Origin of the sequence: Geminicoccus harenae (assembly GCF_019800005.1) — a bacterium.
Classification (GTDB): Bacteria; Pseudomonadota; Alphaproteobacteria; order Geminicoccales; family Geminicoccaceae; genus Geminicoccus; species Geminicoccus harenae.
On the sequence record NZ_JABGCL010000046.1, the window covers coordinates 1 to 25,485 of the forward strand.

At 68.5% G+C, this 25,485-nt stretch carries 25 protein-coding genes and 1 pseudogene; 21 read left to right on the forward strand and 5 right to left on the reverse strand.

The annotated features are described in order from the left end of the window. Positions 1 to 1,186 precede the first annotated feature (1,186 nt). Positions 1,187 to 1,533 (reverse strand): annotated as a pseudogene (locus tag HLA95_RS24325) (DUF1428 domain-containing protein). A 672-nt stretch (positions 1,534 to 2,205) separates the two neighbouring features. Between HLA95_RS24325 and HLA95_RS24330 the strand changes: the two are divergent. Beyond that, on the forward strand, positions 2,206 to 2,397 hold the full coding sequence (locus tag HLA95_RS24330; RefSeq protein ID WP_191058976.1) for a hypothetical protein: 192 nt from the start codon (positions 2,206 to 2,208) through the stop codon (positions 2,395 to 2,397). Between the two features lie 18 nt (positions 2,398 to 2,415). On the opposite strand, the gene HLA95_RS24335 is transcribed toward HLA95_RS24330, so the two are convergent. Then, positions 2,416 to 3,252 carry a DUF2189 domain-containing protein gene (locus HLA95_RS24335; protein WP_223861453.1) on the reverse strand — a complete coding sequence of 279 codons (837 nt, stop codon included), beginning with the start codon at positions 3,250 to 3,252 and terminating at the stop codon, positions 2,416 to 2,418. 227 nt (positions 3,253 to 3,479) lie between these two features. Here HLA95_RS24335 and ccoN point away from each other — a divergent pair, with 227 nt between their 5' ends. From ccoN to ccoS, 8 genes are read left to right on the forward strand one after another with little or no spacing between them, the layout of a single operon-like run. Further along, positions 3,480 to 4,952: a cytochrome-c oxidase, cbb3-type subunit I gene (gene ccoN / locus HLA95_RS24340; protein WP_191058974.1), complete on the forward strand. Its 1,473-nt coding sequence runs from the start codon at positions 3,480 to 3,482 to the stop codon at positions 4,950 to 4,952. A gap of 10 nt (positions 4,953 to 4,962) precedes the next feature. Beyond that, on the forward strand, positions 4,963 to 5,691 hold the full coding sequence (gene ccoO / locus HLA95_RS24345; protein ID WP_191058973.1) for a cytochrome-c oxidase, cbb3-type subunit II: 729 nt from the start codon (positions 4,963 to 4,965) through the stop codon (positions 5,689 to 5,691). Positions 5,692 to 5,719: 28 nt separating this feature from the next. After that, positions 5,720 to 5,872, forward strand: coding sequence for a cbb3-type cytochrome oxidase subunit 3 (locus HLA95_RS24350; protein ID WP_191058972.1), 153 nt, complete (start codon positions 5,720 to 5,722; stop codon positions 5,870 to 5,872). A 3-nt stretch (positions 5,873 to 5,875) separates the two neighbouring features. Beyond that, positions 5,876 to 6,808 (forward strand): cytochrome-c oxidase, cbb3-type subunit III, encoded by a 933-nt coding sequence (ccoP, locus tag HLA95_RS24355; RefSeq protein WP_223861452.1) that lies wholly within the window; start codon positions 5,876 to 5,878, stop codon positions 6,806 to 6,808. A gap of 10 nt (positions 6,809 to 6,818) precedes the next feature. Beyond that, positions 6,819 to 8,318, forward strand: coding sequence for a cytochrome c oxidase accessory protein CcoG (gene ccoG / locus HLA95_RS24360; protein WP_191058971.1), 1,500 nt, complete (start codon positions 6,819 to 6,821; stop codon positions 8,316 to 8,318). Continuing rightward, a complete protein-coding gene (locus tag HLA95_RS24365) occupies positions 8,315 to 8,860 on the forward strand; it encodes a FixH family protein (protein ID WP_222184822.1) in 546 nt (181 codons plus the stop codon). Before ccoG ends, HLA95_RS24365 begins: the two co-directional genes overlap by 4 nt. Beyond that, entirely contained in the window at positions 8,857 to 11,091 is a 2,235-nt protein-coding gene (locus HLA95_RS24370; protein WP_222184824.1) for a heavy metal translocating P-type ATPase, read from the forward strand. Before HLA95_RS24365 ends, HLA95_RS24370 begins: the two co-directional genes overlap by 4 nt. A 7-nt stretch (positions 11,092 to 11,098) precedes the next feature. Then, positions 11,099 to 11,284, forward strand: a complete 186-nt coding sequence (gene ccoS, locus HLA95_RS24375) for a cbb3-type cytochrome oxidase assembly protein CcoS (protein ID WP_191058201.1) — start codon at positions 11,099 to 11,101, stop codon at positions 11,282 to 11,284. 60 nt (positions 11,285 to 11,344) lie between these two features. Here ccoS and HLA95_RS24380 read toward each other — a convergent pair whose 3' ends face one another. Then, a complete protein-coding gene (locus tag HLA95_RS24380; protein WP_191058202.1) occupies positions 11,345 to 12,004 on the reverse strand; it encodes an HD domain-containing protein in 660 nt (219 codons plus the stop codon). A 178-nt stretch (positions 12,005 to 12,182) separates the two neighbouring features. On the opposite strand from HLA95_RS24380, the gene HLA95_RS24385 reads away from it, so the two are divergent. After that, positions 12,183 to 13,181 (forward strand): GlxA family transcriptional regulator, encoded by a 999-nt coding sequence (locus HLA95_RS24385; RefSeq protein WP_191058203.1) that lies wholly within the window; start codon positions 12,183 to 12,185, stop codon positions 13,179 to 13,181. Positions 13,182 to 13,222: 41 nt separating this feature from the next. Here the strand turns inward: HLA95_RS24385 and HLA95_RS24390 are convergent, their stop codons facing one another. Then, the gene (locus HLA95_RS24390) at positions 13,223 to 14,047 is read right to left on the reverse strand and encodes a 3-oxoadipate:acetyl-CoA acetyltransferase (RefSeq protein WP_191058204.1); all 825 of its coding nucleotides are present in this window, start codon (positions 14,045 to 14,047) and stop codon (positions 13,223 to 13,225) included. A 162-nt stretch (positions 14,048 to 14,209) separates the two neighbouring features. Between HLA95_RS24390 and HLA95_RS24395 the strand changes: the two genes are divergently transcribed. The 10 genes from HLA95_RS24395 to HLA95_RS24440 all read left to right on the forward strand — a co-directional run bounded on the left by HLA95_RS24395 (position 14,210) and on the right by HLA95_RS24440 (position 23,899). Beyond that, positions 14,210 to 14,920, forward strand: coding sequence for a FadR/GntR family transcriptional regulator (locus HLA95_RS24395; RefSeq protein ID WP_191058205.1), 711 nt, complete (start codon positions 14,210 to 14,212; stop codon positions 14,918 to 14,920). A gap of 67 nt (positions 14,921 to 14,987) precedes the next feature. Beyond that, on the forward strand, positions 14,988 to 16,274 hold the full coding sequence (locus HLA95_RS24400) for an MFS transporter (protein WP_191058206.1): 1,287 nt from the start codon (positions 14,988 to 14,990) through the stop codon (positions 16,272 to 16,274). Positions 16,275 to 16,300: 26 nt separating this feature from the next. Continuing rightward, complete coding sequence (locus HLA95_RS24405; RefSeq protein ID WP_191058207.1) at positions 16,301 to 17,110, forward strand: HpcH/HpaI aldolase family protein; 810 nt, start codon at positions 16,301 to 16,303, stop codon at positions 17,108 to 17,110. 297 nt (positions 17,111 to 17,407) lie between these two features. Further along, the gene (locus HLA95_RS24410; protein WP_191058208.1) at positions 17,408 to 17,926 is read left to right on the forward strand and encodes a TRAP transporter small permease; all 519 of its coding nucleotides are present in this window, start codon (positions 17,408 to 17,410) and stop codon (positions 17,924 to 17,926) included. Positions 17,927 to 17,936: 10 nt separating this feature from the next. Then, a complete protein-coding gene (locus HLA95_RS24415; protein WP_370467526.1) occupies positions 17,937 to 19,208 on the forward strand; it encodes a TRAP transporter large permease in 1,272 nt (423 codons plus the stop codon). Positions 19,209 to 19,263: 55 nt separating this feature from the next. After that, complete coding sequence (locus tag HLA95_RS24420; RefSeq protein WP_191058210.1) at positions 19,264 to 20,244, forward strand: TRAP transporter substrate-binding protein; 981 nt, start codon at positions 19,264 to 19,266, stop codon at positions 20,242 to 20,244. 87 nt (positions 20,245 to 20,331) lie between these two features. Continuing rightward, positions 20,332 to 21,402 (forward strand): amidohydrolase family protein, encoded by a 1,071-nt coding sequence (locus HLA95_RS24425; RefSeq protein ID WP_191058211.1) that lies wholly within the window; start codon positions 20,332 to 20,334, stop codon positions 21,400 to 21,402. Continuing rightward, positions 21,399 to 22,505, forward strand: coding sequence for an amidohydrolase family protein (locus HLA95_RS24430; protein WP_191058212.1), 1,107 nt, complete (start codon positions 21,399 to 21,401; stop codon positions 22,503 to 22,505). Before HLA95_RS24425 ends, HLA95_RS24430 begins: the two co-directional genes overlap by 4 nt. A 1-nt stretch (position 22,506) precedes the next feature. Beyond that, positions 22,507 to 22,920: a Rieske (2Fe-2S) protein gene (locus HLA95_RS24435; RefSeq protein WP_191058213.1), complete on the forward strand. Its 414-nt coding sequence runs from the start codon at positions 22,507 to 22,509 to the stop codon at positions 22,918 to 22,920. Next, positions 22,892 to 23,899: a PDR/VanB family oxidoreductase gene (locus tag HLA95_RS24440; protein ID WP_191058214.1), complete on the forward strand. Its 1,008-nt coding sequence runs from the start codon at positions 22,892 to 22,894 to the stop codon at positions 23,897 to 23,899. Before HLA95_RS24435 ends, HLA95_RS24440 begins: the two co-directional genes overlap by 29 nt. A gap of 13 nt (positions 23,900 to 23,912) precedes the next feature. Here HLA95_RS24440 and HLA95_RS24445 read toward each other — a convergent pair whose 3' ends face one another. Next, positions 23,913 to 24,836: a TetR/AcrR family transcriptional regulator gene (locus tag HLA95_RS24445; RefSeq protein WP_222184827.1), complete on the reverse strand. Its 924-nt coding sequence runs from the start codon at positions 24,834 to 24,836 to the stop codon at positions 23,913 to 23,915. Positions 24,837 to 24,980: 144 nt separating this feature from the next. Here HLA95_RS24445 and HLA95_RS24450 point away from each other — a divergent pair, with 144 nt between their 5' ends. Beyond that, positions 24,981 to 25,274, forward strand: a complete 294-nt coding sequence (locus tag HLA95_RS24450) for a hypothetical protein (protein WP_222184829.1) — start codon at positions 24,981 to 24,983, stop codon at positions 25,272 to 25,274. Positions 25,275 to 25,485: the final 211 nt, after the last annotated feature.

The window sequence follows — 25,485 nt, forward strand, 5'->3', positions numbered from 1 at the left end:
CCAGGCCGCGTCCGACAGCCAGTACAGATGTGCCATCCGCCATACCCTCCTCAGCCTGCGTCCCTGATCAGCCGACTAAAAGCCATGAAGCTGCAGAAGGTTGTTTGAGTTCCCTACCTAGGCGATCCGAACACGGCTGGTAGCTGGTAGCTATCCAACTCGTCGATGCGGGTCAGGACCGGGGGCGAGCTGCGGGTCGTAGCGTCAATCATCAAGGATCGGCCGCGCTCCAGGCACATTGGAAGTCAGTATCTGAAAGCTATCAGGTAGCTACTAGGTAGCGCGGCGGTCCATCCTGTGCTCGCCTCGACCGATCCCACCGGCCTTGGCTTCTGGATAATGCAAATCCAGTGGCCATCACCGCTACGCGCCTGCAACCGTCAGCCGGCGGGGTGATCTGGCAACCAACCACGGGCTACAGGAGGTCCCGACGGGGAGCAAGCAGGCTACCCCAAACCAGCAGAGTACCTGGTAGCTACCAGCTATCTTGTCTGCTTCAGCCACCCGCGGGCGTGACGGATCTGGAAACGGGGAGGGCATGGCCGAGCGGTCCTGGCTCGTCTCCAGGCGGCTGGCCGCCGCCGTTTCCGGGCACGGTACAGTCGGTGGCGACGGGTCAGCCAGGTGGCGCCGGTCGCGAGCATCGGAAGGACTGGTGAGGGGAGGGCGCCTGAGCGGACCGGCCGACCGGCGGCTCAGGTCGTGGTGGCTCTGAGCAGTGATAGATGGCGCTGCGCGACGGGCTGGGCCGGACACAGCGGCACATGACCAGGACGATGTCGTCGAGCGGCAAGGCCAGGGCCTGGCGCAGTTCGCAGACCTGCCTCTCCTTCAGCAACGACAGGTCGATTGCAACCGCCTGGGCCGGTGGGACCGGGCGTGGGCCTCCTGTCGGTTCTTCCAGTGGCGGATGATGGTCTGGCTGGCGTCCAGCTCCGCGGCCAGGGCTGCCAACGGTCGGTCGCTCGCCTGGATGCAGGCGCGGGTCCTGGGAGTATGCAGCTTCAGATCCATCCCGGACGCTGCCTTGGCCAAGCGCATGCCAGCCAGCAGACCTGTCCGCTCCAACCAATCATCCGGGACACAAGACCGGCGCCGGGGGAGGGTGCGCTACCGGGGCGCATCCGACGGGGCACGCTCCGACGTGGCCGGCTCGTCATGTGCTCCCGTAGCCGGGGCGTTCGCGTCAGCCGTCCAGGATCGGCCGGAAGCCGCCATAGATCAGGCGCTGGCCGTCGAACGGCATGGTCATCTCCTTCATGCGCGGGTCGGCCATGATCTTCTGCATGCCGGCGTCGCGGATCTCCTTGGAAGGCCACTCGACCCAGGAGAACAGCACGACCTCGTCCTCCCTGGCCTGCACCGCGCGCCGGAAGTCGGTGTGCTTGCCGACCGGGACGTCGTCCCCCCAGCACTCCACCATGCGCAGGGCGCCGTATTCCTTGAACAGCGGCAGGCCTGCCCGGCATGGGCGAGGTAGGCCGCCTGGTTGGCCGCGGGCACTGCGGCCACGAAACCGTCGACATAGCTCATCCGTGTCTTGCTCCCCGACATGGCCGGTGATGGGCGCCGGCTGGTCCGATAATGCTTTACTACTTGGTTAATCATACCTGCATGGCTCGGCGGGTCAACTCGGTCCGGGCGATGCCGCTCCGGCAGGGGAGGGGGAGGGTATCCCCGCCGGCATGAGGCGGGAACAAGAGCGCAAGTCACCGAGGATGCACGACCCGCCCGGACCTGCTGTTTATCCAGGAACGCTCGGCCGGCTCGGCGATTGGAAAAGTCGAGCGGGATCCGGTTCTGATCAGGGGCCGGATCTTCGGCAGGTTTCGTTCAGGAGAGGCGCCCGCTTCCGGCTGGGCCGGCCCCTGCGCGGGTCGCCTGCCGGCAGGCGGGTTGCAGCGGGCCGTCCGGGGGTGGCGGTCCTGATTCCGGATGGGGAGGCGCGTCGCCCTTGCAACGGACGGGTCGAGCAGCGGGCCTGGTCTGGTCGCGCCACGAGCCGTCCAGGGCCGGGCGTTTGATTCAAATCAATGTCCGGCCGGCATGGCTGCTCAAGGATAGCGCCGCGCGGAGCTTCTCATCCAGGTGCGCGCGATGCGGCGCGCCCGGTGGCAGGTGCCGTGCGGCGCGATCCCTGGTGGCATGGCCTGCTTCGGGCAGGCATCGTTGGATTGGATCTGAACTGGTCGTGAGAAACCGCCGATGACCGAGACTACGCCCTGGGTGGTGACCGCCCTGATGACCGTCGTGGCGCTGCTGGGCCTGGTGTTCGCGAGCCAGGCCAGGGATGGGGGATTCGCCCTGTTCGGCTGGGCGCTGATGATCTTCGGCATCGCCATGATCATCGGCGTCCACACCAGGGACGGCCACCGGTCGCGCGGCGACCGTCCCTGATGCCCGGCACCTGCCCGATCAGCGCGTCCCCGACGGGGCGATGAAGCCCGGCCCCACCGGGTCGGCCCCGGCCGGTGCCGCGGCCGGCCCCACCAGCACCAGGTCCTGGTATGCGTGCCAGCTCGCATGGCCGATCAGCGGCAGCACCACGATCAGGCCGAGGAACAGGGTGGCGATGCCCACGCCGGTGAACAGGACGATCAGCACCGCCCAGAACAGCATGACCGCGGGGTTGTGGCGGACCACCCGGACGCTGGTGACGATCGCGGTGAGCACGTCGACCCGCCGGTCCAGCATCATCGGGATCGATACTGCGGTCACCGCGAAGGTCAGGCCGGCGAACAGGGCCCCCACCGCCGTGCCGAACGCCAGGAACGGCAGGCTCTCCGACCGCAGGAAGGTGTGGACGATCAGGTCGTGGAGCGGCGGCGGGTCCATGCCCCAGTACAGCATGAAGATCATGGCCCCGATCCGGACCCAGGTGAGCAGGATCAGCAGCAGGATGAAGCCCATCACCCCGAAATGCCGGGGATTGCGGGTGATCGCGAGGGCGACGCTGCTGAACGAGATCGGCTCGCCCGCCGCATGGCGCCGGCTCACCTCATAGAAGGCCAGGCCCATGAACGGACCCACGATCATGAAGCCCGCGGCGAACGGCAGGACCAGGTACACGAGGTCCGCCAGCCAGAGGCCGACGCTCAGCAGCGCCCCGGCGACCGCCAGGATCAGGCCGAAGGCCAGGCTGATGGCCGGCGCCCGCAGCATGTCGCGCCAGCCGGCCGCCAGCCATTCCCAGGGGCGGTCCAGCCCAACCCTCCGGATGTCCGGCACCCGGACATCGAATGATGGAATCACCTCGGGCAACGAGCATCTCCATGCCAAAGCAGCAAACGCAGGCAATCTAGTCAGAATGCTGGAGTAAGGCTAGACACTTCAAGTCAACCGCATGAAGATGTTTGGGTTAACTTGGTCGGGATACAGTAAATGTCCCGATTCCTTGATGCGTCCAGGCGGCGCTCGCAGCGTCCGGGCGATGGAATGGCAAGGGCAGCGTCCGGCTGCCGAAGATCGGGTACAGCACGATGGCTACAGCCTTGGCCTCGACCGGGGGCCTGTCGGCAAGAACACGCTATGACGAGGACGTGGTCCGCCTGTTCGTCATCGCCGCGACCTTCTGGGCGATCGTCGGCTTCCTGATGGGGGTGCTGATCGCGTTTCAGCTGGCCTACCCCGCCCTCAACCTCGGCAGCGAGTGGACGACCTTCGGCCGGCTGCGCCCGGTCCACACCTCGGCGGTGATCTTCGCCTTCGGCGGCAACGCCCTGATCGGCACCTCGTTCTACGTGGTGCAGCGCACCTGCCGCGCCACGCTGTTCGGCGGGCCGATGCCGGCCAGGTTCGTGTTCTGGGGCTACCAGCTCTTCATCGTGCTGGCGGCGTCCGGCTACGTGCTGGGCATCACCCAGAGCAAGGAATACGCCGAGCCCGAGTGGTACGTCGACCTGTGGCTGACGATCGTCTGGGTCACCTATCTGGTGGTGTTCCTGGGCACGGTCCTGCGCCGCACCGAGCCGCACATCTATGTGGCCAACTGGTACTACATGGCCTTCATCATCACCATCGCGGTGCTGCACATCGTCAACAATCTGGCGGTGCCGGTCAGTTTCTTCGGGGCGAAGAGCTATTCGGCCTTCGCCGGCGTGCAGGACGCGATGGCCCAGTGGTGGTACGGGCACAACGCGGTCGGCTTCTTCCTGACCGTGCCCTTCCTGGGCATGATGTATTACTTCCTGCCCAAGCAGGCCAACCGCCCGATCTGGTCCTACCGGCTCTCGATCCTCAATTTCTGGGCGCTGATCTTCCTCTACATGTGGGCCGGGCCCCATCACCTCCACTACACCTCGCTCCCCGACTGGGCGCAGGTGCTGGGCATGGCCTTCACCATCATGCTGTGGATGCCGTCCTGGGGCAGTGCGGTGAACGGCGTGATGACCCTGTCGGGTGCCTGGGACAAGCTGCGCACCGACCCGATCATCCGCTTCATGGCGGTCTCGGTGGCCTTCTACGGGATGAGCACGCTGGAAGGCCCGCTCATGGGCGTGCGCCAGGTCAACGCGCTCAGCCACTATACCGACTGGACAGTCGGCCACGTCCATTCCGGAGCGCTCGGCTGGGTGGCCTACATCTCGTTCGGTGCGATCTACTATCTCGTGCCGCGCCTGTGGCAGCGCGAGCGGCTCTACTCGAACACGCTGGTCGAGTACCATTTCTGGATCGCGAGCCTGGGCATCGTCCTCTACATCACCGCGATGTGGGTCTCGGGCGTGATGCAGGGCCTGATGTGGCGGTCCTACGACCAGCTGGGCTTCCTGCAATACTCGTTCATCGAGACGGTCTCGGCCATGCACCCGTTCTACGTCATCCGGGCACTCGGCGGGGTGATGTTCCTGATCGGCGGCCTGATCATGGTCTACAACCTCTGGCGGACGATCCGCGGCGATCAGCGGGTGGAAGCGCGCGACACCGCGCTCGCCCGCCCGGTCGCGGCGGAATAGGGGGGTACGCATGTTCTACCGCCTGCATCAGTTCGCCGAGCAGCGCGCCTTCATCCTGGCGATCTTCATCCTCCTGACCGTCTCGGTCGGCGGCCTCGTCCAGATCGTGCCGCTGTTCACGATCGAGAACACCATTGAGCGGGTGCAGGGGGTGCGCCCCTACACCCCGCTCGAGCTGGCCGGCCGCAACATCTATATCCGCGAGGGCTGCTATGCCTGCCACAGCCAGCAGATCCGGCCCTTGCGCGACGAGGTTGAGCGCTATGGCCATTACAGCCTGGCCGCCGAGAGCATGTACGACCACCCGTTCCAGTGGGGCAGCAAGCGCACCGGGCCGGACCTGGCGCGGGTCGGCGGGCGCTATTCCAACGAGTGGCATGTCGAGCACCTGATCGACCCGCAGGCCCTGGTGCCGCCCTCGGTGATGCCGAGCTACGCCTTCCTCCTGGAGAACCGGCTGGAAGCGCGCGACATCGCCGACCATCTGCGCGCGAACCGCGCGGTGGGCGTGCCCTATACCGACGAGATGATCGAGAACGCCCGGGCCGACATGATCGCCCAGGCCGACCCGAACGCCGACACGACCGACCTGCTCGCCCGCTACCCCAAGGCGATGGTCGGCAATCTCGACGGCAACGCGGCGACGCTCACCGAGATGGATGCGCTGGTCGCCTACCTGCAGATCCTCGGCCGGATGGTGGACTTCACCGACGTGCGCATCGAGGACCTGACCCAATGAAGGCGACCAAGCGCAAGGCTACCATGCAATGTCCGACTTCTATGTCTGGCTCCGCTCCTTATGGCTCCTCTGGCTGGTCCTTCTGTTCGTGGGTGTCGCGGTCTGGATCTACTGGCCCAAGCGGCGCGAGCAGCTCGAACGCCACGGCCAGATCCCGTTCAAGGACGAAGAGGAGCCTTGAGCCATGACCGACCGCCTCGATCCCACCCGCCCGGTCACCCACGAGGGGATGCAGGCCACCCGCGAGATCAAGGACGTCCAGGACAAGCTGGCGTTCGGCGACAGCCCGCTGGCCCATCTGGAATGGGACGGCATCCGCGAGCTGGACTATCCGCCGCCACGCTGGTGGGTGCTGACCTTCATCGGCACGGTGCTGTTCGCCCTGCTCTGGATGATCCTCTACCCGTCCTGGCCCACGCCCTTCGGGGTCTGGCGCGGGGTGCTGGGCTATGACCAGCGCGCGGTGGTGGCCGAGGACATCGCCCGGGCCGAGACCCTGCGGGCACCGCTGGTGCAGGCGATCGGCACGGCCGAACTGACCGGCATCCAGGACGACCCGGACCTGATGAACTTCGCGATCCGCGGCGGCCAGGTCGCCTTCAATAACAACTGCGCCCAGTGCCATGCGCTGGGCGGGGCCGGGCAGGGCTTCTTCCCCACGCTCGCCGACGACGACTGGCTGTGGGGCGGCACGCCGGAGGAGATCGAGTACACCATCCGGCACGGCATCCGCAGCGGCACGGACGAGACGCGCGACAACATCATGCCGAGCTTCGGCGCGGATGGGATCCTTTCCAGGGAGCAGATCTCGGACGTCACCGACTATGTGCTGGCCATCAGCGGCAACGAGCACGATGCCGCGGCGGCCGGGCGGGGCGAGCCCCTGTTCGCCGAGAACTGCGCCGTCTGCCATGGCGAAGGCGGTGCCGGCCTGCCGGAGCTGGGCGGGCCCCGGCTGAACGATGCGATCTGGCTGTATGGCGGCGACCGCAGCCACATCTTCAGTCAGATCCACCGCCCCTCGCACGGCGTGATGCCGGCCTTCGAAGGCAGGCTCGACGACGCCACCATCAAGATGCTGGTGGTCTACGTCCACGCGCTCGGCGGCGGGCAATAAGCAGCTGGTGATGAGCATCCAGAGCATCGCGAATCGGCGCGAGGCGGCGGAACGGCTGGACCTGGCCGATCCCGCCGCCCAGCGCGTCCTGCCCAGGCGCAAGCGGGTCGAGCCCACGATCGGGGTGGGCAAGGTCTATCCGCGCGCCGTGCGCGGCCGGTTCCGCACGATCAAGTGGACGGCGCTGGCGGTCTTCCTGGCGATCTACTACCTCCTGCCCTGGGTGCGCTGGGACCGCGGGCCGGAGGCGCCGGACCAGGCGGTGCTGTTCGACTTCATCCGGCAGCGCATCTTCCTGTTCGGCATCGAGATCTGGCCGCAGGAGATCTATTACGCGACCGGCCTCTTGATCCTGGCAGCGCTCGCTCTGTTCCTGGCGACCAGCCTGTTCGGCCGGGTCTGGTGCGGCTATGCCTGCCCGCAGACCGTCTGGACCGACCTGTTCATGTGGGTGGAGCGGCTGATCGAGGGCGACCGCCGCGACCGGATGAAGCTGGACGCCCAGCCCAACGGCCCGGCCAAGCTCCTGAAGAAGACCGGCAAGCATGCGGTCTGGCTGCTGATCGCCATGCTGACCGGCGGCGCCTTCGTGATGTATTTCAACGATGCGCCGACCGTGGTCCGGCAACTGCCGACCCTGGAGGCCGGCCCGGTCACCTATTTCTTCTTCGGCCTGTTCACGCTCACCACCTATCTGCTGGCCGGCTGGGCGCGCGAGACCGTGTGCACCAACATGTGCCCCTGGCCGCGCATCCAGGGCGGGCTGCTCGACCAGGACAGCCTGGTCGTCAGCTACCGGGACTGGCGTGGCGAGCCACGCGGGCCGCACAAGCGCGGCGAGAGCTGGGAAGGGCGGGGCGACTGCATCGACTGTCACCAGTGCTTCATGGTCTGCCCGACCGGCGTCGACATCCGCAAAGGGCTGCAGCTCGACTGCATCGGCTGCGGCCTGTGCATCGACGCCTGCAACGAGGTGATGGACAAGGTCGACCGGCCCCGCTTCCTGATCTCCTGGGACAGCGCCCGCAACCAGGCCCTCCAGGTCCAGGGGCAGGCTGCCCGCTGGCGGCTGCTGCGGCCGCGCACTGCCCTCTATGGCGCCCTGTTCCTGGCGGTTGCCCTGTTCATGACCGGCACGTTCGCGCTGCGCTCGGATGCCGGCGTCGACGTGCTGCGCGACGCAGCACCTTTGTTCGTCCAGCTCTCCGATGGCAGCATCCGCAACGGCTACAGCCTGAAGATCCGCAACACCGCGCACGAGACCAGCCGGTTCGAGGTGAGCGTGGCCGACCTGCCGGCCCGCTACCGGCTGATCGGCGACAAGCAGGACCGTGCCGTGGCGCCGGTAGTGAGCGCCGATCCGGACAGCGTCACCAGCGTCCACCTGTTCGTCATCCTGCCCCGCTCGGCCGTGACCGGGCCGTCCATGGACGTCGACTTCGTGCTGCGCAATGTCGAGACCGGCGAGGTCATCGAGGCCGGGAGCATCTTCCGAGGGCCGTCATCATGAACGCCAAAGCCATGCCCAGGCATCGGGCCGTCCGGCAGGCATCCGCCTCCCCCGTGGACCCGCGTCGGGAGGCGCGCAGCCGGCGCATCGTGCTGGGCTCGCTTGCGGCCTTCGCGCTGGTCGTGCTCGCGATGAACGGGTTCCTGATCACCATGGCGGTGAAGACCTGGCGGGGCCTGGCGGTCGACAGCCCCTATGAGCGCGGCCTGAGCTACAACCAGACGCTGGAGCAGGTCCGTGCCCAGACGGCGCTCGGCTGGCAGGTGGAGGTGGCGTTCCGCGCCTCGGCCCCGTCCGAGGGCAAGCTCGACGTGACGCTCCGGGACAAGGCCGGCCAGCCGATCAGCGGTGCCGAGCTGGAGGTCGTGCTGGTCCGGCCGACCCAGGCGGGCAGCGACTTCCGTGCCTATCTGAACGGGGTCGGCAGCGGGGTCTATCAGGCGGAGCTGGCCTTCCCGGCCGCGGGCGTGTGGGACGCCTACCTGGCTGCTCGTGCCGGGGAGGATTCCTACCAGCGGCGCGAACGGCTGCTGGTGCGATGAACGCGGCACTCGCCGGGCGCACGGCCGATGGCGCGACCCTGCCCCAGCCGACCCGGCCCGACGACGTCCAGGCGTTCGTGCGCCACCAGCCGGACGGGGCGTGGGCACTCGACCTCATGGTCGAGGGTGCCCATTGCGGTGCCTGCATCTCCCGGATCGAGCGGACCCTCCGGCGCCACCCGGGCGTGCAGGCCGCCCGGCTGAACCTGTCGACCCGACGCCTCCATGTCGCCTGGCAGGGTGCCCAGGAGGACGGGGCGGCCCTCCATGCCGCGGTGGAGGGGCTGGGCTATCCCGCGGTCGCCTTCGACCCGGAACGGCTGGAGGCGGACGGTGCCGCCGGCCAGCAGGACCTGCTGCGCTGCGTGGGCGTGGCGGGCTTCGCCGCCGCCAACGTGATGATCCTGTCGATCGCGGTCTGGTCCGGCCATGCGCTGGACATGGGGCCCGGCACGCGCGGCCTGCTGCACTGGCTGTCCGCCCTGATCGCCCTGCCGGCCGTGGCCTATGCCGGCCGGCCCTTCTTCACCTCGGCCTGGCGCGCGCTGCGTGCCGGGACCACCAACATGGACGTGCCGATCTCGGTGGGCGTGACCCTGGCCTGCGCCATGAGCCTGTCCGAGACAATCCGCCATGGGCCTTACGCCTATTTCGACAGCGCGGTGACGCTGCTGTTCTTCCTGCTGATCGGCCGCTATCTCGACAGCCGGGCGCGCGGCCACGCCCGGGCCGCGATCGAGCGCCTGATGCTGCTGCGCGCGGCCAGGGTCACCGTGCTGGAGCCTCATGGCGGCCAGACCGTGGTGGCGGCCGACCAGGTCCGGCCCGGCACCACCATCCTGGTCGCACCCGGCGAGCGGATCGGCGTGGACGGGCGGATCGTCAGCGGCACGTCCAGCCTCGACAACAGCCTGGTGAGCGGCGAATCGCTGCCGGCCGCGGTGGGGCCGGGCGATCGCGTCCATGCCGGCACGCTGAACCTCGACAGCGCCCTGCGCATCGAGACGCTCGCCGTGGGCGAGGCCACGCTCCTGAGCGAGATCGGCCGTCTCATGGAGCTGGCCGAGCAGCGCCGTGGCCGCTACGTGGCCCTGGCCGACCGGGTGTCGCGCTATTACGCGCCGGTGGTCCATCTCCTGGCCCTGCTGACCTTCCTGGTCTGGACGCTCCAGGTCGGGGTGATCTGGCAGATCGGCCTGCTCCATGCCGTGGCCGTGCTGATCATCACCTGCCCCTGCGCGCTGGGCCTGGCCGTGCCGGCCGTCCAGGTGATCGCGAGCGGCCGACTGCTGCGCCAGGGCGTGCTGCTGAAGTCGCCGACCGCGCTGGAGCGCCTGGCTGCGGTGGACACGGTGGTGTTCGACAAGACCGGCACGCTGACCGTCGGGCGGCCCGAGCTGGTCGATCGGGACCGGGTGCCGCAAGCGGCGCTGGAGCTGGCGGCCGCCATGGCGATGAGCAGCAAGCACGTGCTGGCGCGCGGCCTGGTCGCCGCCTGCCCGGACGTCCAGGCCCTGGACGGCGTGCGCGAGATCCCCGGCCGGGGCCTCCTCCTGGCGACGTCCGAGGGCGAGGTGCGGCTGGGCCAGCGCGGCTGGGCGCTGGAAGGCCTGGCCGGCGCCACGCCGGACGGCCCGGCCCGGCCGGAGATCTGGCTGGCCCGGCCCGGCCAGCCGCCGCAGGTGTTTCGCTTCGAGGACCGGCTGCGCGAGGACGCGCTCGCCACCGTGCGGGCCTTGCAGGACCGGGGCTTCCGGGTGGAGCTCCTGTCCGGCGATCGGCCGGAGGTGACCGCGAAGGTGGCAGGCCAGCTCGGCATCGCGCACTGGCGGGCCGGCGTCGACCCCACCGCCAAGACCGCCCATCTCCAGGCCCTGGGGCGAGACGGCCGCCACGTGCTGATGGTGGGCGACGGGCTGAACGACGCGCCGGCCCTGGCCGCGGCCCATGTGTCGGCCTCGCCCTCCACCGCCGCCGACATCAGCCAGACCGCGGCCGATGCGGTGTTCCAGGGCCAGCGCCTGGGTGCCGTCCTGGAGCTTTTGGCCGTGGCGCAGAAGGCGGAGCGGCTGGTGCGGCAGAACATGGTCCTGTCGATCGGCTACAACGTCCTGGCCGTGCCCCTGGCCATGATCGGCCTGGTCACCCCGCTGATCGCCGCCGTGACCATGTCCTCCTCCTCCCTCCTGGTGGTCGGCAACGCGCTGCGCCTGGCCAGGCAGCGCCGATGAGCAGCAGATGAGCATCATCGGCTTTTTGATCCCGATCGCCCTGTTCCTGGGCGGGCTCGGCGTCATCGCCTTCATCTGGTGCCTGCGCAGCAACCAGTACGAGGACCTGGAGGGTGCGGCCTGGCGGATTTTGGAGGACGAGGACGAGGACGAGCCGCCGGGCGAGGGGCCGGACCGGGGTGGCAGCGGCTGACCTTGCCCCGGACGGCTGTTCCTCTCAGGGAAGAGGACCGGGCCATGCTCCCTTTTCCGCTCAGGCCTTCCAGCGCGAGCCGCGAATGACGGAGCAGAAGTTGCCCTTGTGGAAGTGCGGCTCCTTGTCGGCGATCACGTCGGCCTTCACGTTGCCGAAGGTGGTGTCCGGCTTGTGCCTGATGCCATCGTAGAAGGCCTGGATGATGTCCTCCTTGAACCGCGGCGTGCGGGGAAAGGCGGCGACCACCGCCTCGCGGACCTCGTCCGGGTACTGGTCATAGGTGAGGCCCAGCACGTCCATCTCGACCCCGGCGGTTGTCAGCGCGATCACCGGATGCATGAACTCGGGTACGCCCGGCGTGGTGTGCAGCGCGATCCCGGTCCAGACCTTCTCGATGTCCGAGGGATCGACCTTCCAGCTCTGGAGAAAGTCGCGGGCAGCGTTGGCGCCATCCACCTCGAAACGAAGGTTCTCGCTGCTGTGGGAAGGCATCAGGCCGATGTCGTGGAACATCGTCGCGGCGTAGAGCAGTTCCGGATTGAAGCTGAGGCCGCGCTGCCGGCCGGCGATGGCGCCGAAGAAATAGACCCGGCTCGAATGGTTGAACAGCAGCTCGTTCTCGGTGTCGCGGATGAACTCGGTGATGGCGCGAGCCAGCTTGCTGTCAGGCACCGAGATGCCATCGATGCTGACGGTGTCGAGAAGAGTGTCGGTCATCGACATTACTCCTGAAAGCCCGGTCCCGCATCTTTGGTCAGCGGGAGTGCCACCTGGATGGTCTTGATGGCGAGCCAGGATGGAGTAGGAGTTGGGGAGGGTTGGCCGCAACGCCCGGGACCGTCGAAAATCTGCCAAGCTTGGGCGAGAAGCTGCCGAAACGTGCGAGGCCGGAGGCATGGCGAGAAGGGGCGTCGCGCTGATCGTCCATGATGGCGTGCAGGCGCTCGATGTGGTCGGCCCGCTCGACGTGTTCGCCGAGGCGAACGGGTTCCTGCCCGGCGGGGAGGGGTATGATTGCCGCCTCCTCGGGGCCGACGAGGCTCCCATCCGGGCGTCCAACGGCATGTTGCTGGCGGCCGACCTGACCTTCGCGCAGGCCGGCCGCCGCTTCCACACGGTGCTGGTGGCCGGCGGTCCGGGTCTGCCCGAAGCACCGGCGGATGAGCGCATGTCGCAATGGCTGCGCCGTTGGGGGGTGCGTGCGGAGCGCTATGGCTCGATCTGCACGGGAGCCTTCGTGCTGGGTCATGCCGGGCTGCTCGACGGGCGCACCGTGACGACGCACTGGCAGAACGCCGCGCAGCTCGCTGACCTGTTTCCGGCCGCCCGTGTCGAGCACGATCGGATCTATGCCCGCGACGGCGCGCTGGTCACGTCGGCCGGCGTCACCGCCGGGATCGACCTTGCGCTGGCGCTGGTCGGTGAAGATCACGGGGAAGCGGTTTCCCTCGCCTGTGCCAAGCGACTCGTGGTCGTCGCCCAACGCCAGGGCGGCCAGTCGCAGTTCAGCCCGCTGCTGCAACCGCGCACCAACCCCGATACGCCGCTCGGAAGGGTCCAGGCCTATGTCATGGACCATCCGGGCGAGGCTTTCCCGGTAGAGCGCCTGGCCGAGATCGCGGGGACCAGCCTGCGCAGCATCGCCCGCCTGTTCGTGCGCGAGTTGGGGATCACCCCGCACGATTTCGTGGAAAGCGTGAGGCTGGATCACGCCCGCAACCTGCTCGAAGCGACGGACCTGGCTCTGAAGGCGGTGGCGTTCGACTGCGGCTTCGCCAGCCCCGAACAGATGCGGGCGGCTTTCCAGCGTCGTCTGGGCCTGAGCCCGCTCCGGTACCGGGAAAGTTTCCGGACCGTGGTGCGGCGAACAAGCCGGGCAGGTTCATCCGGCTGACCGGCGCCATCATCGGTGCGCGAGGCGAGGGGCTGCTTGTGTCAGGCCGCCAGCCGCAGCAGTGCGCGCGCCTCGGCCGGGGTCGCCACCTCGTGCCCGGCGGCACGGATCTGCCCTGCCGCGATCTCGACCAGCTCGGCATTGCTCGCGGCCAGCCGCTCGCCGGAGATGCGGATATTGTCCTCCAGCCCGGTCCGCACATGGCCGCCCAGCTCGATCGCCCATGCGCTCACCGGCTGCTGGTGCCGGCCGATGCCGGCGGCGCCCCAGCTCGCCTGCGGGAACAGGCGCAGGCCTTCGGTGACCAGGATCTCCAGAAGATGGCGCTCCGCCGGCAGGGCGTTCTGGATGCCCAGCACGAACTGGAGATGGGCCCGCTCGTCCATCAGCCCGGCATCGGCCAGCCGGCGCGCACCATGGAGATGGGACAGGTCGAAGATCTCGATCTCCGGCTTGACCCCGTAGCGTTGCATCGTGCCGGCCAGCTCGGTCACCAGAGGCGGCTGGTTCTCGTAGACGATCGAGGGGAAGTTCACCGAGCCGGTCGAGAGTGATGCCATGTCGGGGCGAAGGGGCAGGGGGCTCGCCCGCTCCGCCGGAGCCCGGCCGCGCCCGCCGGTGGAGAACTGGACGATCATGCCCGGGCAGTGCCGGCGCACGCCTTCCCGCACGCGGGCGAAGCGGTCCGGATCGGAGGACGGCGTCTCGTCGTCGTTGCGGACATGGATGTGCACCAGCGCCGCCCCGGCCTCGAACGCCGCGTGGGTCGATTCGATCTGCTCTTCCGGCGTGATCGGCACGGCCGGGTTGTGCGCCTTGCGCGGTACCGAGCCGGTGATCGCCACGCTGATGATGATGGGCCGCATGAGCCGGTGCCTTCTTCTGCCTGGATCGCGGGGCGCGCTCGGCGAATGACTTGCGGCGGGGTGGCGCGCCTGGTCAAGCGGCGGGCGTGGGCCGGGGAGCCGGCGAGTTGACTTGGCGCAGGCCGGCGGTACGGTGGCCTGACCACCAGACCGCAGGCAGCCATGCAGCCGGATGCCGCCCCACCCACGCGCTTCAAGGTCATCCAGGCGCGCCGAGTCTATGCGCAGATCGCCGACCAGATCGCGGAGCTGATCCGCACGGCCGAGCTGAAGCCGGGCGACCGGCTGCCTGCGGAGCGGGACCTGGCCAAGCAGTTCGGGGTCAGCCGGCCCTCGGTGCGTGAGGCGATGATCGCCCTGGAGGCGGCGGGCCTGGTCCAGGTGCGCCCCGGGGAGGGCATCTTCGTCCAGGACCGCCCGGCAGAGGCGCCGTCGATCGCGCGTGAGGCGGCGCCCAGCTGGCTGGAGCAGCTGGAGGCCTGCAGCCTGATCGAGCCGGAGGTCGCAGCCCTGGCCGCGCGCAGCGCGGAGCCTGGCCACATCGCCGATCTCGCCGCCGCCGTGGCGCGGATGAGCGTCGCGGATCCGGATGGCGACATCGCTGCGGATGCGCGCCACCAGTTCCACCTCGTCCTGGCCCAGGCGTCCGGCAACAGCTTCATGGCCAAGACCGTGAAGGAGCTGTGGGACCTGCGCCGGGGTGCCATGTGGGAAGGGATCCGCAAGCGCCGGCACGACCCGGCCCGCCATCGGCTCGCCAACGCCTTGCGCGGCGAGATCGTGACTGCACTGACGGACAAGGACCCGGTCCTGGCCAAGCGGGCCATGAAGCGGCTCTGCCAGGAGATCCGGTCCCGATATTTCAGCGACTGACCGCGGTGCCCCGCCACCGCTCCACCAGACCCGCGACGACGGGCGACGATCAGATCAGGGAGGCCGGATGACCGGCGACATCGAACGACGCACCATGCGCAAGGTGCACCTGAACGTGCTCCTGCTGGCCCTGCTCTTCCAGGTTGTGAACTATTTCGACCGGGTGAACCTGAGCTTCGCGGCACTCACCATGGGGCCGGAGATCGGCCTCACCGCGACCCAGTTCGGCATCGGCGCCAGCGTCTTCTTCATCAGCTACGCGCTGTGCGAGATCCCCAGCAACCTCGCGATGCACCGCTTCGGCGCCAATGTCTGGATCGCGCGGATCCTGATCAGCTGCTCGATCACCGCCATGATGATGGCGCTGGTCAGCGGCCCGCTCAGCTTCTACCTGGTCCGCTTCCTGTTCGGCGCCGCGGAGGCCGGGCTGATCCCCGGCCTGATGCTCTACGTCACCTACTGGTACCCGCAGTCGCACCGCGCCTTCGCGACCGCGGTGATCTCGACCGGCGTGGGCGTCGTAGGCGTGCTGGCGGGGCCCGTCTCCGGCCTGATCATCGACGCCACCGACGGCCTGCTCGGCATGAGCGGCTGGCGCTGGATGTTCATCCTGGAGGCGGCACCGCTGCTCCTGATCGGCATCGGTGCCCGTTACTGGCTGGCCAACGACCCGGCCACCGCCCCCTTCCTGGCGCCGGACGAGCGCCAATGGCTGAGCGAGCGGATGGCCAAGGAACGGGCGGAGATGGACAGCCATGGGCGGCTGGGCGAAGCGGTGCGCAACCCGCGGGTCTGGCTGCTGGGCCTGATCTACTTTTTGTTCCTGGTGGCCGTGTACGCGCTGCAGATGTGGCTGCCGCAGATCATCAAGTCGGTGGGCGACACCAGCAACCTGACCGCCTCGCTCCTGTCCGCCGGGCCGCCGTTCCTGTCGGTGATCTTCGCCATCCTCCTGGGCCTGAGCTCCGACCGGCTCCAGGAGCGGCGCCTGCACCTGGCGCTGCCGCTGATCATCGGCGGCGGCCTGCTGATCGTCAGCACGACGGTGACCAGCCCGGCTTTGGCCTATCTGGTGCTGTGCCTGGCCTGGGGCAGCCTGTTCGCACCACTGGGCATCTTCTGGGCGATGGCGGGCTCGTTCCTGACCGGCGTCGCCGCGGCGGCCGGCCTCGCTCTGATCAACACCCTGGCCCAGTTCGGCGGCCTCGTCGGCCCCACCCTCATCGGCTACGCCAAGGACTGGACCGGCGACTTCGCCATGGCCATCGCGCTGATCGGCTGCTTCCCGATCGCCGCGGGCCTCCTGGCCTTCGCCCGCGGCCGCCAGCCCGCGGTACGGCTGCGCCAGGCATGACCACCACGACGAAAAGGGAGAGCTCGATGCGCAAGCAGCGGATGGTCCGCCACCCGGTCCGCAAGGTCTGGGACGAGGGCAGGGTGGCTCTCACCTCCTGGTGCTCGATCCCCAGCCCCTACACCGCCGAAGCCCTGGCCCTGCTCGACTATGACTGCATGGTCATCGACATGCAGCACGGCATGATCGACTTCTCCGACATGGTGCGGATGCTCCAGGGCATCGAGGCGTCCGGCCTCTCCGCCATGGTCCGGCTGCCCTGGAACGATGTGGGCCTGGCCCAGAAGGTGCTGGATGCGGGTGCCAGCGGCCTGATCTGCCCGATGATCAACAACCGCGAGGAATGCGAGCGCTTCGTGGGCGCCTGCCAGTACCCGCCCCTGGGCTATCGCAGCTTCGGCGGGCTGCGCTCGTCCAGCTACTACGACGAGATCGGCGAAGTGTTCACCAGGTCGCGCGAGGCGATCCTGGTGTTCGCGATGATCGAGACCGTGGAGGGGATGAAGAATGCCGAGGCCATCGCGTCGGTGCCGGGGCTGGACGGGATCTTCTTCGGCCCGGCCGACCTGTCCGCCTCGGCCGGCCGGGCACCCGCGGTGGGCGTGAACGACGGCTTCATCGACGAGGCGCATCGCACCATCATCGATCTGTGCCGCCGCCATGGCCTGAAAGCCGGCATCAACGCGATGAGCCCACAGGCGGCGGCCAGCCTGGCCGAGACCGGCTACGAGTTCATCCCGCTGCACTCGGACCTGGGCCTCCTGCGCGAGCTCGGCACCGCGACCCTGCGCGACGCCAGGGCGGCCCTGGGCGCAGCGCGGCCTGAGCCGCGCTGACGAGGGCGGTCCGCAACCACTATCGACAACTTCTTGACTGGTAGGTAAGTTTCATTCACGCGGCATGGCGGCCCTTGGCCGCCCCGCCCTCGATGGCCGCAACGAGCCGGCCGACCAAGAACGAGCCGCCTGCAAGGCAGGCCGGCAGTCAGGGAGAACAAGATGAACGGCATGCCGCGATGGCCGAGCGGATGATCACGCACGCTCGCTGACCCGGCACGGGCGGCCCGGCCCGCCCTCCGGTTCGCTCGCCCCCAGCAAGGATGGTCGCCCATGGCCGTTCAAGGACCAGCGCCCGTGGCGAGATGCGTCGACGGGATGAACTTCGCCCTGCGCTGCATCGCCGGCGTGCTGATGATCGTGGCGACCGCCGCCATCAGCTATCAGATCATCATCCGGTTCGTGCTGACGACCTTCGAGATCCGGGTCTCGGCACCCTGGACCGAGGAGATCGCGCGCTACTGCTTCATCTGGTCGGCCTTCCTGGGGGCCGCGACCTTGTGCCGGACCAACGGGCTGATCTCGGTCGACTATCTGACCGTGGTCCTGCCGCCCAAGGTCTCGCGCCTGCTGCAGATCCTGGTCACCCTGACCTGCATCGGCTTCTTCTCGGTGCTGGCCTGGGTGGGCTGGGAGTGGACCGCGATGAGCCTGTTCGAGGCCTCGCCGGTCCTGCGCCTGCCGATGGCCTATGTCTACGGCGCCATGCCGGTGGGTGGTGCCATTGCCGTGCTCAACCTGGTGATGCTGCTCACCGAGCAGCTCCGGCAAGCTGCGCCTGAGCCGCGCCGGCTCGACACGATTCCGGCGGAGTAGGTCTATGGCCATCGTCCAGCTCGTGGGCGGCCTGCTCGCCCTGTTCCTCCTGTCCGTGCCGATCGCGGTCTCGCTCGGCATCGTCGCGTTCGCGACGCTCCACAGCGGCGGCATCCCGCTGGTGGCGGCCGTCCAGACCGTGTTCGAATCGATGGACAGCTTCTCGCTGATGGCGGTGCCCTTCTACATCGTCGCCGGCAGCATCATGCAGGCGGGCGGCATCTCCGCGCGGCTCCTGGCCCTGGCTAACGCCATCGTGGGCTGGGTCCGCGGCGGGCTCGGCGCCTCGGCCACCCTCACCAGCATGTTCTTCGCGACGATCTCGGGTTCGTCCTCGGCCACCACCGCCGCGATCGGCACGATCACCATCCCGGCCATGGTGCGAAAGGGCTATCCGCGCCCGTTCGCGACCGCGGTCGTGGCGGCATCCGGCGAACTGGGGGTCGTCATCCCGCCCTCCTTGCCGATGATCATCTATGGCCTGGTGATCGGCGTCTCGGTGTCCGACCTGTTCATCGCCGGGATCCTGCCCGGGCTCCTGATCGGCTGCTCGCTGATCCTGGGCACCGTGGTCGCGGCGCACTGGTGGCAGTTCGACGAGGTCGAGCAGATCACGCCTAGGCAGTGGCTGGGCAACCTGCTCAGCGCCTTCAAGGCCTCCGGCTGGGCGCTGATGATGCCGGTCATCATCCTGGGCGGGATCTATACCGGGATGTTCACGCCGACCGAGGCCGCGGTGGTGGCGATCGTCTACGGCCTGTTCGTCAGCGTCTTCATCTATCGCCAGCTCACGCTGCGCATGGCGGCCGACGTCTTCATCCGCAGTGCCGTGATGTCCGGCGGCCTCCTCCTGATCGTGGGCTTCGCCTCGGCCTTCGGCTTCGTGCTGACGCTGAACGAGGTCCCGCACCAGGTGGGCGCCTGGATCACCTCGGTGGTCGGCTCGGCGGTGGGCTTCCTGCTCCTGGTCAACGTCCTGCTGCTGATCGTCGGGCTGTTCATGGAAACGCTGGCGGCGATCATCATCCTGGCCCCGATCCTGGCGCCGATCGCGCTGCAATACGGCGTCGACCCGCTGCACTTCGCCTTCATCATGATCGTGAACTTGGCGGTCGGCATGGTCACCCCGCCCGTCGGCGTGAACCTGTTCATCGCCTGCGAGATCGCCGGCCTGCGCATCGACCAGATCGTGAGGTGGCTGCTCTACTTCCTGGCGATCCTGATCATCGACGTGCTGCTCATCAGCTTCATTCCCGGGATCTCCATGTTCTTCCTGCGCTGACCTCGACCACCAAAAGGCGGCGCACCCGCCGCGACACCCATCGGGAGGTGACTCCATGAAGAAGCTCCTGGCCTCGATCCTGTGCGCCACGGCACTCGCCGTCGCGGCCCCGATCCAGGCGGATGCCGCTACCGAGCTGAAGTTCGGCCATGTCCTGAAGGAGGACAGCTGGTATCAGCAGGTCGCCGTGAAGTTCAAGGAACTGGTCGAGGAGCGCAGCAAGGGCGAGGTCACCGTCACGATCTTCCCGAACGGCCAGCTCGGCGGCGAGGCGAAGATGATCCAGAGCGCGCGCGTGGGCGCCGTCTCGCTGGGGGTCGCCTCCTCGCCGATCTTCGAGCCGACCGTGCCCGAGTTCGCGGTCCTGTCCCTGCCTTACCTGTTCGACGATGCCGCGCAGGCCAACGTCAGGCTCGCCAGCGATGCCGGCCAGGCGATGCTGGACCTGCTCGACCAGCACGGCGTCGTGGGCCTCGGCTTCTTCTCGGCGGCCGAGCGCGACGTGTTCGGCAAGACGGCGATCCGTTCAGCGGCCGACCTGAAGGGCCTCAAGATCCGCGTGCCGCAGTCGCCGAGCTTCGTCGACACCTACGAGGCCATGGGCGCGCAGGCGACCCCGATGGCCTATACCGAGCTCTATCTGGCGCTGCAGAACGGCGTGATCGACGCGGCCGACACCAGCGCCGATGTCTACGTCTCCGACCGGTTCTTCGAGGTGAGCAAGTATTTCAACCGCACCCGCGTCCACTACGCGGCACCGGTCCTGTTCATGTCGAAGCTGCAGCTCGACCGGCTGAGCGAGGAGCACCAGCAGATCGTCCGCCAGGCCGGCAAGGACGCCCTGGCCTTCGGCAACGAGGCCTATGCGGGCATGGTCGCCGATGCCATCGCCCGGATGAAGGAAGATGGCGTGGAGGTGGTGGAGACCGACGTCACCGGGATGCGCGAGGAGGCGCGCACCGTCTGGCCGACCCTGCTGGAGGACATCCCGAACGGCCAGGCGATGCTCGACCGGCTGACCGTAGAGACCCAGTGACGCCGGCTTCACTTATTGACCAGTAAGTATATGACAACCTATTGTCGCCGCTAACGGCGCATCAAGACAATCAGGGAGCCGGGAACGATGGACCTGCGCGGGCTGGCACCGATCGACTGCGACCTGCATCCGGCCGTGCCGGGCATGGCGACGCTGCTGCCCTACATGGAGCAGCACTGGCAGGACACGTTCATCGCGCGCGGGATCGACGGCCTGGACCTGGCCCTCTACCCGCCGAACGCGCCGATCTCCTGCCGCCCCGACTGGCGCCGGGACGGCGAGAAGCCCGGCTCCAGCCTGATCGCGATGCAGGAGCAGGCCCTGGACGGGTTCGGCGCCCGCTTCGGCATCCTGAACTGCATCTATGGCGGCCCGGCCCTCTACAGCGAGGACATGGGGGCAGCCGTCTGCCGCGCCACCAATGACTGGATCCGCGCGGAGTGGCTGGGCCCGGAGCCGCGCCTGCGCGCCTCGATCGTGGTGCCGGTGCAGAACCCCGAGCTCGCGGTGGCGGAGATCGAGCGGCTGGCACCCGACCGGCGCTTCGTCCAGGTCCTGCTGCTGGCATCCGGCGAGCTGCCGCTGGGTCGCCGCCAGCACTGGCCGATCTATGCGGCTGCCGAGAAGCACGGCCTGCCGATCGGCATCCATGCCGGCAGCAGCAACCGCCATGCCCCCAGCGGGATCGGCTGGCCGCCCTACCTGATCCAGGACCATGCGACCTACGCGCAGACCTTCCAGACCCAGCTCCTGAGCCTGCTTGCGGAAGGCGTGTTCGGCAAGTTCCCGAAGCTGTGCTTCGTCCTGATGGAATCCGGCTTCACTTGGCTGCCACCGTTCCTGTGGCGCGCGGTGAAGATGTGGCGCGGCATGCGCCGGGAGATCCCCTGGGTGGAGCAGTCGCCCGACCAGATCTTCCGCGAGCGCGTCCGCATCACGGTCCAGCCGGCCGATGCGCCCGCCGATCCGGCACAGATGGCCGAGCTTTTGAAGATGATCGGCTCGGACGAGATGCTGCTGTTCTCGACCGACTATCCGCACTGGCGGTTCGAGGGCCAGGACGCCCTGCCGCCGGGCTTCGACGACGCGCTCGTCCAGAAGATCCTGGTCGACAATCCGCTGGCCACCTACCCGCGCCTGAAGGAGACGCTGTCATGACCACCGCGACCGCGACGCTCGAGCGCCCCCAGGCCCGACAGGCGACCGAGATCATCGACTGCGACATCCATCCGATCATGAAGTCGCCCAAGGACATCCTGCCCTATCTGTCCCGGCGCTGGCAGGAGCATCACGAGACGATCGGCTTCCGCTTCCGCGGCCCCTTCCACGGCTCGTCCGCCTATCCCAAGGCGACGCCGGCCTTGTCGCGCGGCGATAGCTGGCCGCCCGAGGGCGGCCCGCCCGGCTCCAGCCTGAGTTTCATGCAGGAGCAGCACCTGGATGCGCTGGGCATCACCACCGGCATGCTCCAGCCGCTCTTCCCGGTCGGCATGGACGAGCGCAACCTCGACTTCGCCCATGCGGTGTGCCGCGCGGTGAACGACTGGCAGGTCGACGCCTTCACCTCCAGGGACAGCCGCCTGAAGGCGAACATCGTGGTCGCCTGCAACGATCCGCAAGGTGCGCTCCGCGAGATCGAGCGCTGTGCCGGCGACGGCCACCATGTCCAGGTGTCGTTCGCCACCCGTGCGGTCGAGCCGCTGGGCAGCCGCCGCTTCTGGCCGATCTACGAGGCCGCCGAGCGCCATGGCCTGCCGCTCGGCCTGCACAGTGTGGGCACCAACGGCCATGCGGTGGGTGCCGGCGGCTGGCCGTCCTTCTATTTCGAGGAGCACCAGTCGGTCTCGGTCAGCCTGCACGCCATGGTCGCGAGCATGGTGCTGGAGGGCGTGTTCGAGCAGTTCCCGAAGCTCAAGCTGATCGTGATCGAGGGCGGCTTCGCCTGGCTGGCCTCGCTCGCCTGGCGTCTGGACGACCTGTGGCCGAAGTTCCGGGCCGAGGTGCCGCATCTGAAGCACCCGCCGTCCTTCTACATCCGCCGCAACGTCTACTGCACGACCCAGCCGATGGACGAGCCGCCCATGCAGCGCGACCTGAAGACGGTGCTGGACTGGATCGGCTGGGACCGGGTCCTGTTCGCCACGGACTATCCGCACTGGGATTCGGACGACCCGCGCTACGTCTTCAAGTTCCCGATGTCCGAGGAGCAGCGCACCATGCTGTTCTCCGGCAACGCCAAGACCGTGTTCGGGCTCGGCTGACATGGCGCGCCACATCGTCGCCAAGGCGTCGGACGTCCCGGAGGACGGCAGCAAGCTCGTCACCGTGGCCGGCCGCGCCATCGCGCTGTTCCGGGTCGGCGAGGAATATTTCGCGATCAACAATCGCTGCCCGCACGAGGGCGGCAGCCTCTGCCATGGCCGGCTGGTGAGCCTGGTCCGCTCCGACGAGCCCGGCACCTACCGGCTCTCTCGCCGCAACGAGATGCTGCAATGCCCCTGGCACGGCTGGGAGTTCGACATCCGCACCGGCCAGTCCTGGTGCGATCCGGAGCGGATCCGCACCCGCAACTATGTCGTGACGGTCGAGCCGGGCGAGGAACTGGTGAAGGGCCCCTACAAGGCCGAGACCTTCCCGATCTCGGTCGATGGCGACTATCTCGTGGTCGAGATCTGAGGTGCCGGTGGAGCCCGATGCACGCTCAGGCACGCTGGTGGTCCGGATCGCCGCGATCACCCGCGAAACCGACGAGATCCTGAAGTTCGTCCTGGTCGATCCCGAGGGCGGCGCGCTGCCGGGCTTTGCCGCCGGCGCCCATGTCGACGTGCATGTCGCGCCTGGGCTGACCCGGCAGTACTCGCTCCTGAACCCACCCGGCGAGAACAGGCAGTATGTGATCGCCGTGAAGCGGGAGCCGCAGTCCCGGGGCGGCTCCGCCGCCATGCATGGCCGGATGGCCCTGGGCGACCTCGTGCGGATCGGATCGCCCCGCAACAATTTCGGCCTGGCTCCCGGGGCGGCCCACCATCTGCTGATCGCGGGCGGGATCGGGATCACCCCGCTGCTCGGCATGGCGGCCCAACTCGCCGCCACGAGCAGAGCGTACACGCTGGCCTGTTTCGTCCGGGCCCCGGATCTGGCGGGGTTCGCCGAGGAGCTGGCCCCGATTGCGCGGGCCGGACGGCTGCAGCTTCATGCCGGGCTCAATGCCGAGGCCACGGTCGCGGCGGTGGCGGGCCTCCTGGCGCGCCAGCCCGAAGGGACCCATGTCTATGCCTGCGGGCCGCGCCCGCTGATGGATGCGGTGGGCGAGCTGGCGCGCGGCCGGGGCCTGCCGGTGCATCGCGAGGATTTCTCGGCACTGCCGCTGACGGCCGGACCCGATCTCGCGGCCTTCGAGGTCCAGCTCGCCCAGAGCGGCGAGATCCTGCCGGTCCCGCCCGAACGCACCATCGCCGACGTGCTGATCGAGCATGGCGTGCCGCTCGACACGTCCTGCGAGCAGGGCGTGTGCGGCACCTGCCTGACCCGGGTACTGGGTGGCGTGCCGGAGCACCGCGACACGTTCCTGAGCGAGGAGGAGCGCGCGGCCGACGACCACATCCTGCCCTGCGTCTCGCGGGCCAGGACCCCGCTGCTCATCCTGGACCTGTGAGCCGCCCGCCGGCTCAGCCGGCCCGGCGCCGCACGGCGGCCCTGGGCTTGCTGCCATGGGCGCGCAGCAGCGTGTCGAGCAGGACCCGGTAGTTCGCCTCGACCGCGGCAAAGCCGCCGCTGTCCCGCGCGATCTCGCCGGCATAGGCGAACGCATAGCTCAGCATGCGCGCCAGCTCGGCCTGCGGCAGGCCGGCCCGGAGCTCGCCCTGGCGCACCGCCAGACCCAGCGCGAACTCCACCGCGGCCAGGACCTCGGCCCGGAACTGCGCGATGCGCTGCCGGATTCCGTCGCTGACCACCTCGGAATCCCCGGCAAACCGCGTGAGCAGGCTCCACACCCGGCCGGGCTGGCCCTCCTGGTTGAAGCGGTAATAGGAGGCCCGGTTGAACTCGATCGTGGCCTCGATCTTCGCCGCGAGGCTGGACTGCTCATCCCGCCAGATCCGCAGGAAATGCTCGGACACGCGGGCCGCGTAGCGGTCGAGCGCCTCGGCGGCCAAGCCCTGCTTGTTCTTGAAATGATAATGGATGTTGGTGGTGGTGATGTTCAGGATCTGGGCGATGTCGGCGAAGCTGGTGCCGCGAAACCCGTTCAGGGTGAACAGCTCGGTCGCGACCGCCAGGATCGAATCGCGCATGGACGGGCCGGCCTGGTCGCCGCCGTCCTTCGCCGGCGCGCGCCGGCGCCCCTTGCGCACGGCTTCCCCACCCGCCTGGGCATCAGGCGAGCCGCCGGCGGCCAGAAGGAGCGACACGGGCAGATGCTGGCCTGCCAAGCGCAGGGTCTCCTCGAGGTCGAAGCGGCTGACCCTGGCCGGCTGCATGCGCTGCAAGGTCGTGCCGAATCGTACCTGCCCGGCTCCGTCTTTCAAAGGCTCGGCTGGATCGCGTCGCGCAGCGGCGCCCTGCCGGACATCGGCTGTGATCTTGGTCATCCTGACCAACCTGGCTGTTCGATAGATTCCGGCATGGTGACACAGGCACGGCCACGGAGCAGCCATCATGCCGACCGATCCTTCCCGGACGATTGCCGACAACCAGCGGCCCGCCGGCCGCGCAAGCCGAAGGGGAGACCGAAGATGACCGGCATGAACCTGGCCGAGCTGGTGAAGATCGTGCATCTGCAGGCCATTGCGGCCCGCGAGGCCACGGTATGCATCACGGCCGCCCTGGCCGAGACCGGCAGCCCGGAGCTGCGCGTGAGCCTGCACCGGCACTTCCTGCGCGCGGCCGCCACGCTCGACCAGGCGAGCCCGACCATCGGCGAACATCTGCGCGAACTCGCCGACCTCGTCGAGATCCTCGGCAGCCCGCCCGGCGGCCAGCCGGATGCCTTCTTGGCCCTTGCTGAACTGACCGCGCAGCCGAGCTAAGGCAGTTCCTGCCGCGGGCCCACAAGCCGGCCACGCGATCTCCACTGTTTGACACCGGAAAGTCGGATGCTGGCGACTGAGCGGGCAGTCAGGGACTGCCCTAGGTGTTTGATCCCGCAATGTGGTGGTACAATGGATCACCATGCGGCAAGGGAGGCGCTATGGGCCAGGTTCTTCACGGCAGCGCCCGTACGACGGAGGCGGTCCGTCG

Bases quoted from the DNA above. Each gene is read 5' to 3' on its own strand.
- HLA95_RS24330 (WP_191058976.1), top strand. From the start codon at position 2,206: ATGACCGAGACTACGCCCTGGGTGGTGACCGCCCTGATGACCGTCGTG.
- ccoN (WP_191058974.1), top strand. From the start codon at position 3,480: ATGGCTACAGCCTTGGCCTCGACCGGGGGCCTGTCGGCAAGAACACGC.
- ccoO (WP_191058973.1), top strand. From the start codon at position 4,963: ATGTTCTACCGCCTGCATCAGTTCGCCGAGCAGCGCGCCTTCATCCTG.
- HLA95_RS24350 (WP_191058972.1), top strand. From the start codon at position 5,720: ATGTCCGACTTCTATGTCTGGCTCCGCTCCTTATGGCTCCTCTGGCTG.
- ccoP (WP_223861452.1), top strand. From the start codon at position 5,876: ATGACCGACCGCCTCGATCCCACCCGCCCGGTCACCCACGAGGGGATG.
- ccoG (WP_191058971.1), top strand. From the start codon at position 6,819: ATGAGCATCCAGAGCATCGCGAATCGGCGCGAGGCGGCGGAACGGCTG.
- HLA95_RS24365 (WP_222184822.1), top strand. From the start codon at position 8,315: ATGAACGCCAAAGCCATGCCCAGGCATCGGGCCGTCCGGCAGGCATCC.
- HLA95_RS24370 (WP_222184824.1), top strand. From the start codon at position 8,857: ATGAACGCGGCACTCGCCGGGCGCACGGCCGATGGCGCGACCCTGCCC.
- ccoS (WP_191058201.1), top strand. From the start codon at position 11,099: ATGAGCATCATCGGCTTTTTGATCCCGATCGCCCTGTTCCTGGGCGGG.
- HLA95_RS24380 (WP_191058202.1), bottom strand. From the start codon at position 12,004: ATGACCGACACTCTTCTCGACACCGTCAGCATCGATGGCATCTCGGTG.
- HLA95_RS24385 (WP_191058203.1), top strand. From the start codon at position 12,183: ATGGCGAGAAGGGGCGTCGCGCTGATCGTCCATGATGGCGTGCAGGCG.
- HLA95_RS24390 (WP_191058204.1), bottom strand. From the start codon at position 14,047: ATGCGGCCCATCATCATCAGCGTGGCGATCACCGGCTCGGTACCGCGC.
- HLA95_RS24395 (WP_191058205.1), top strand. From the start codon at position 14,210: ATGCAGCCGGATGCCGCCCCACCCACGCGCTTCAAGGTCATCCAGGCG.
- HLA95_RS24400 (WP_191058206.1), top strand. From the start codon at position 14,988: ATGACCGGCGACATCGAACGACGCACCATGCGCAAGGTGCACCTGAAC.
- HLA95_RS24405 (WP_191058207.1), top strand. From the start codon at position 16,301: ATGCGCAAGCAGCGGATGGTCCGCCACCCGGTCCGCAAGGTCTGGGAC.
- HLA95_RS24420 (WP_191058210.1), top strand. From the start codon at position 19,264: ATGAAGAAGCTCCTGGCCTCGATCCTGTGCGCCACGGCACTCGCCGTC.
- HLA95_RS24425 (WP_191058211.1), top strand. From the start codon at position 20,332: ATGGACCTGCGCGGGCTGGCACCGATCGACTGCGACCTGCATCCGGCC.
- HLA95_RS24430 (WP_191058212.1), top strand. From the start codon at position 21,399: ATGACCACCGCGACCGCGACGCTCGAGCGCCCCCAGGCCCGACAGGCG.
- HLA95_RS24435 (WP_191058213.1), top strand. From the start codon at position 22,507: ATGGCGCGCCACATCGTCGCCAAGGCGTCGGACGTCCCGGAGGACGGC.
- HLA95_RS24440 (WP_191058214.1), top strand. From the start codon at position 22,892: ATGGCGACTATCTCGTGGTCGAGATCTGAGGTGCCGGTGGAGCCCGAT.
- HLA95_RS24445 (WP_222184827.1), bottom strand. From the start codon at position 24,836: ATGACCAAGATCACAGCCGATGTCCGGCAGGGCGCCGCTGCGCGACGC.
- HLA95_RS24450 (WP_222184829.1), top strand. From the start codon at position 24,981: ATGACCGGCATGAACCTGGCCGAGCTGGTGAAGATCGTGCATCTGCAG.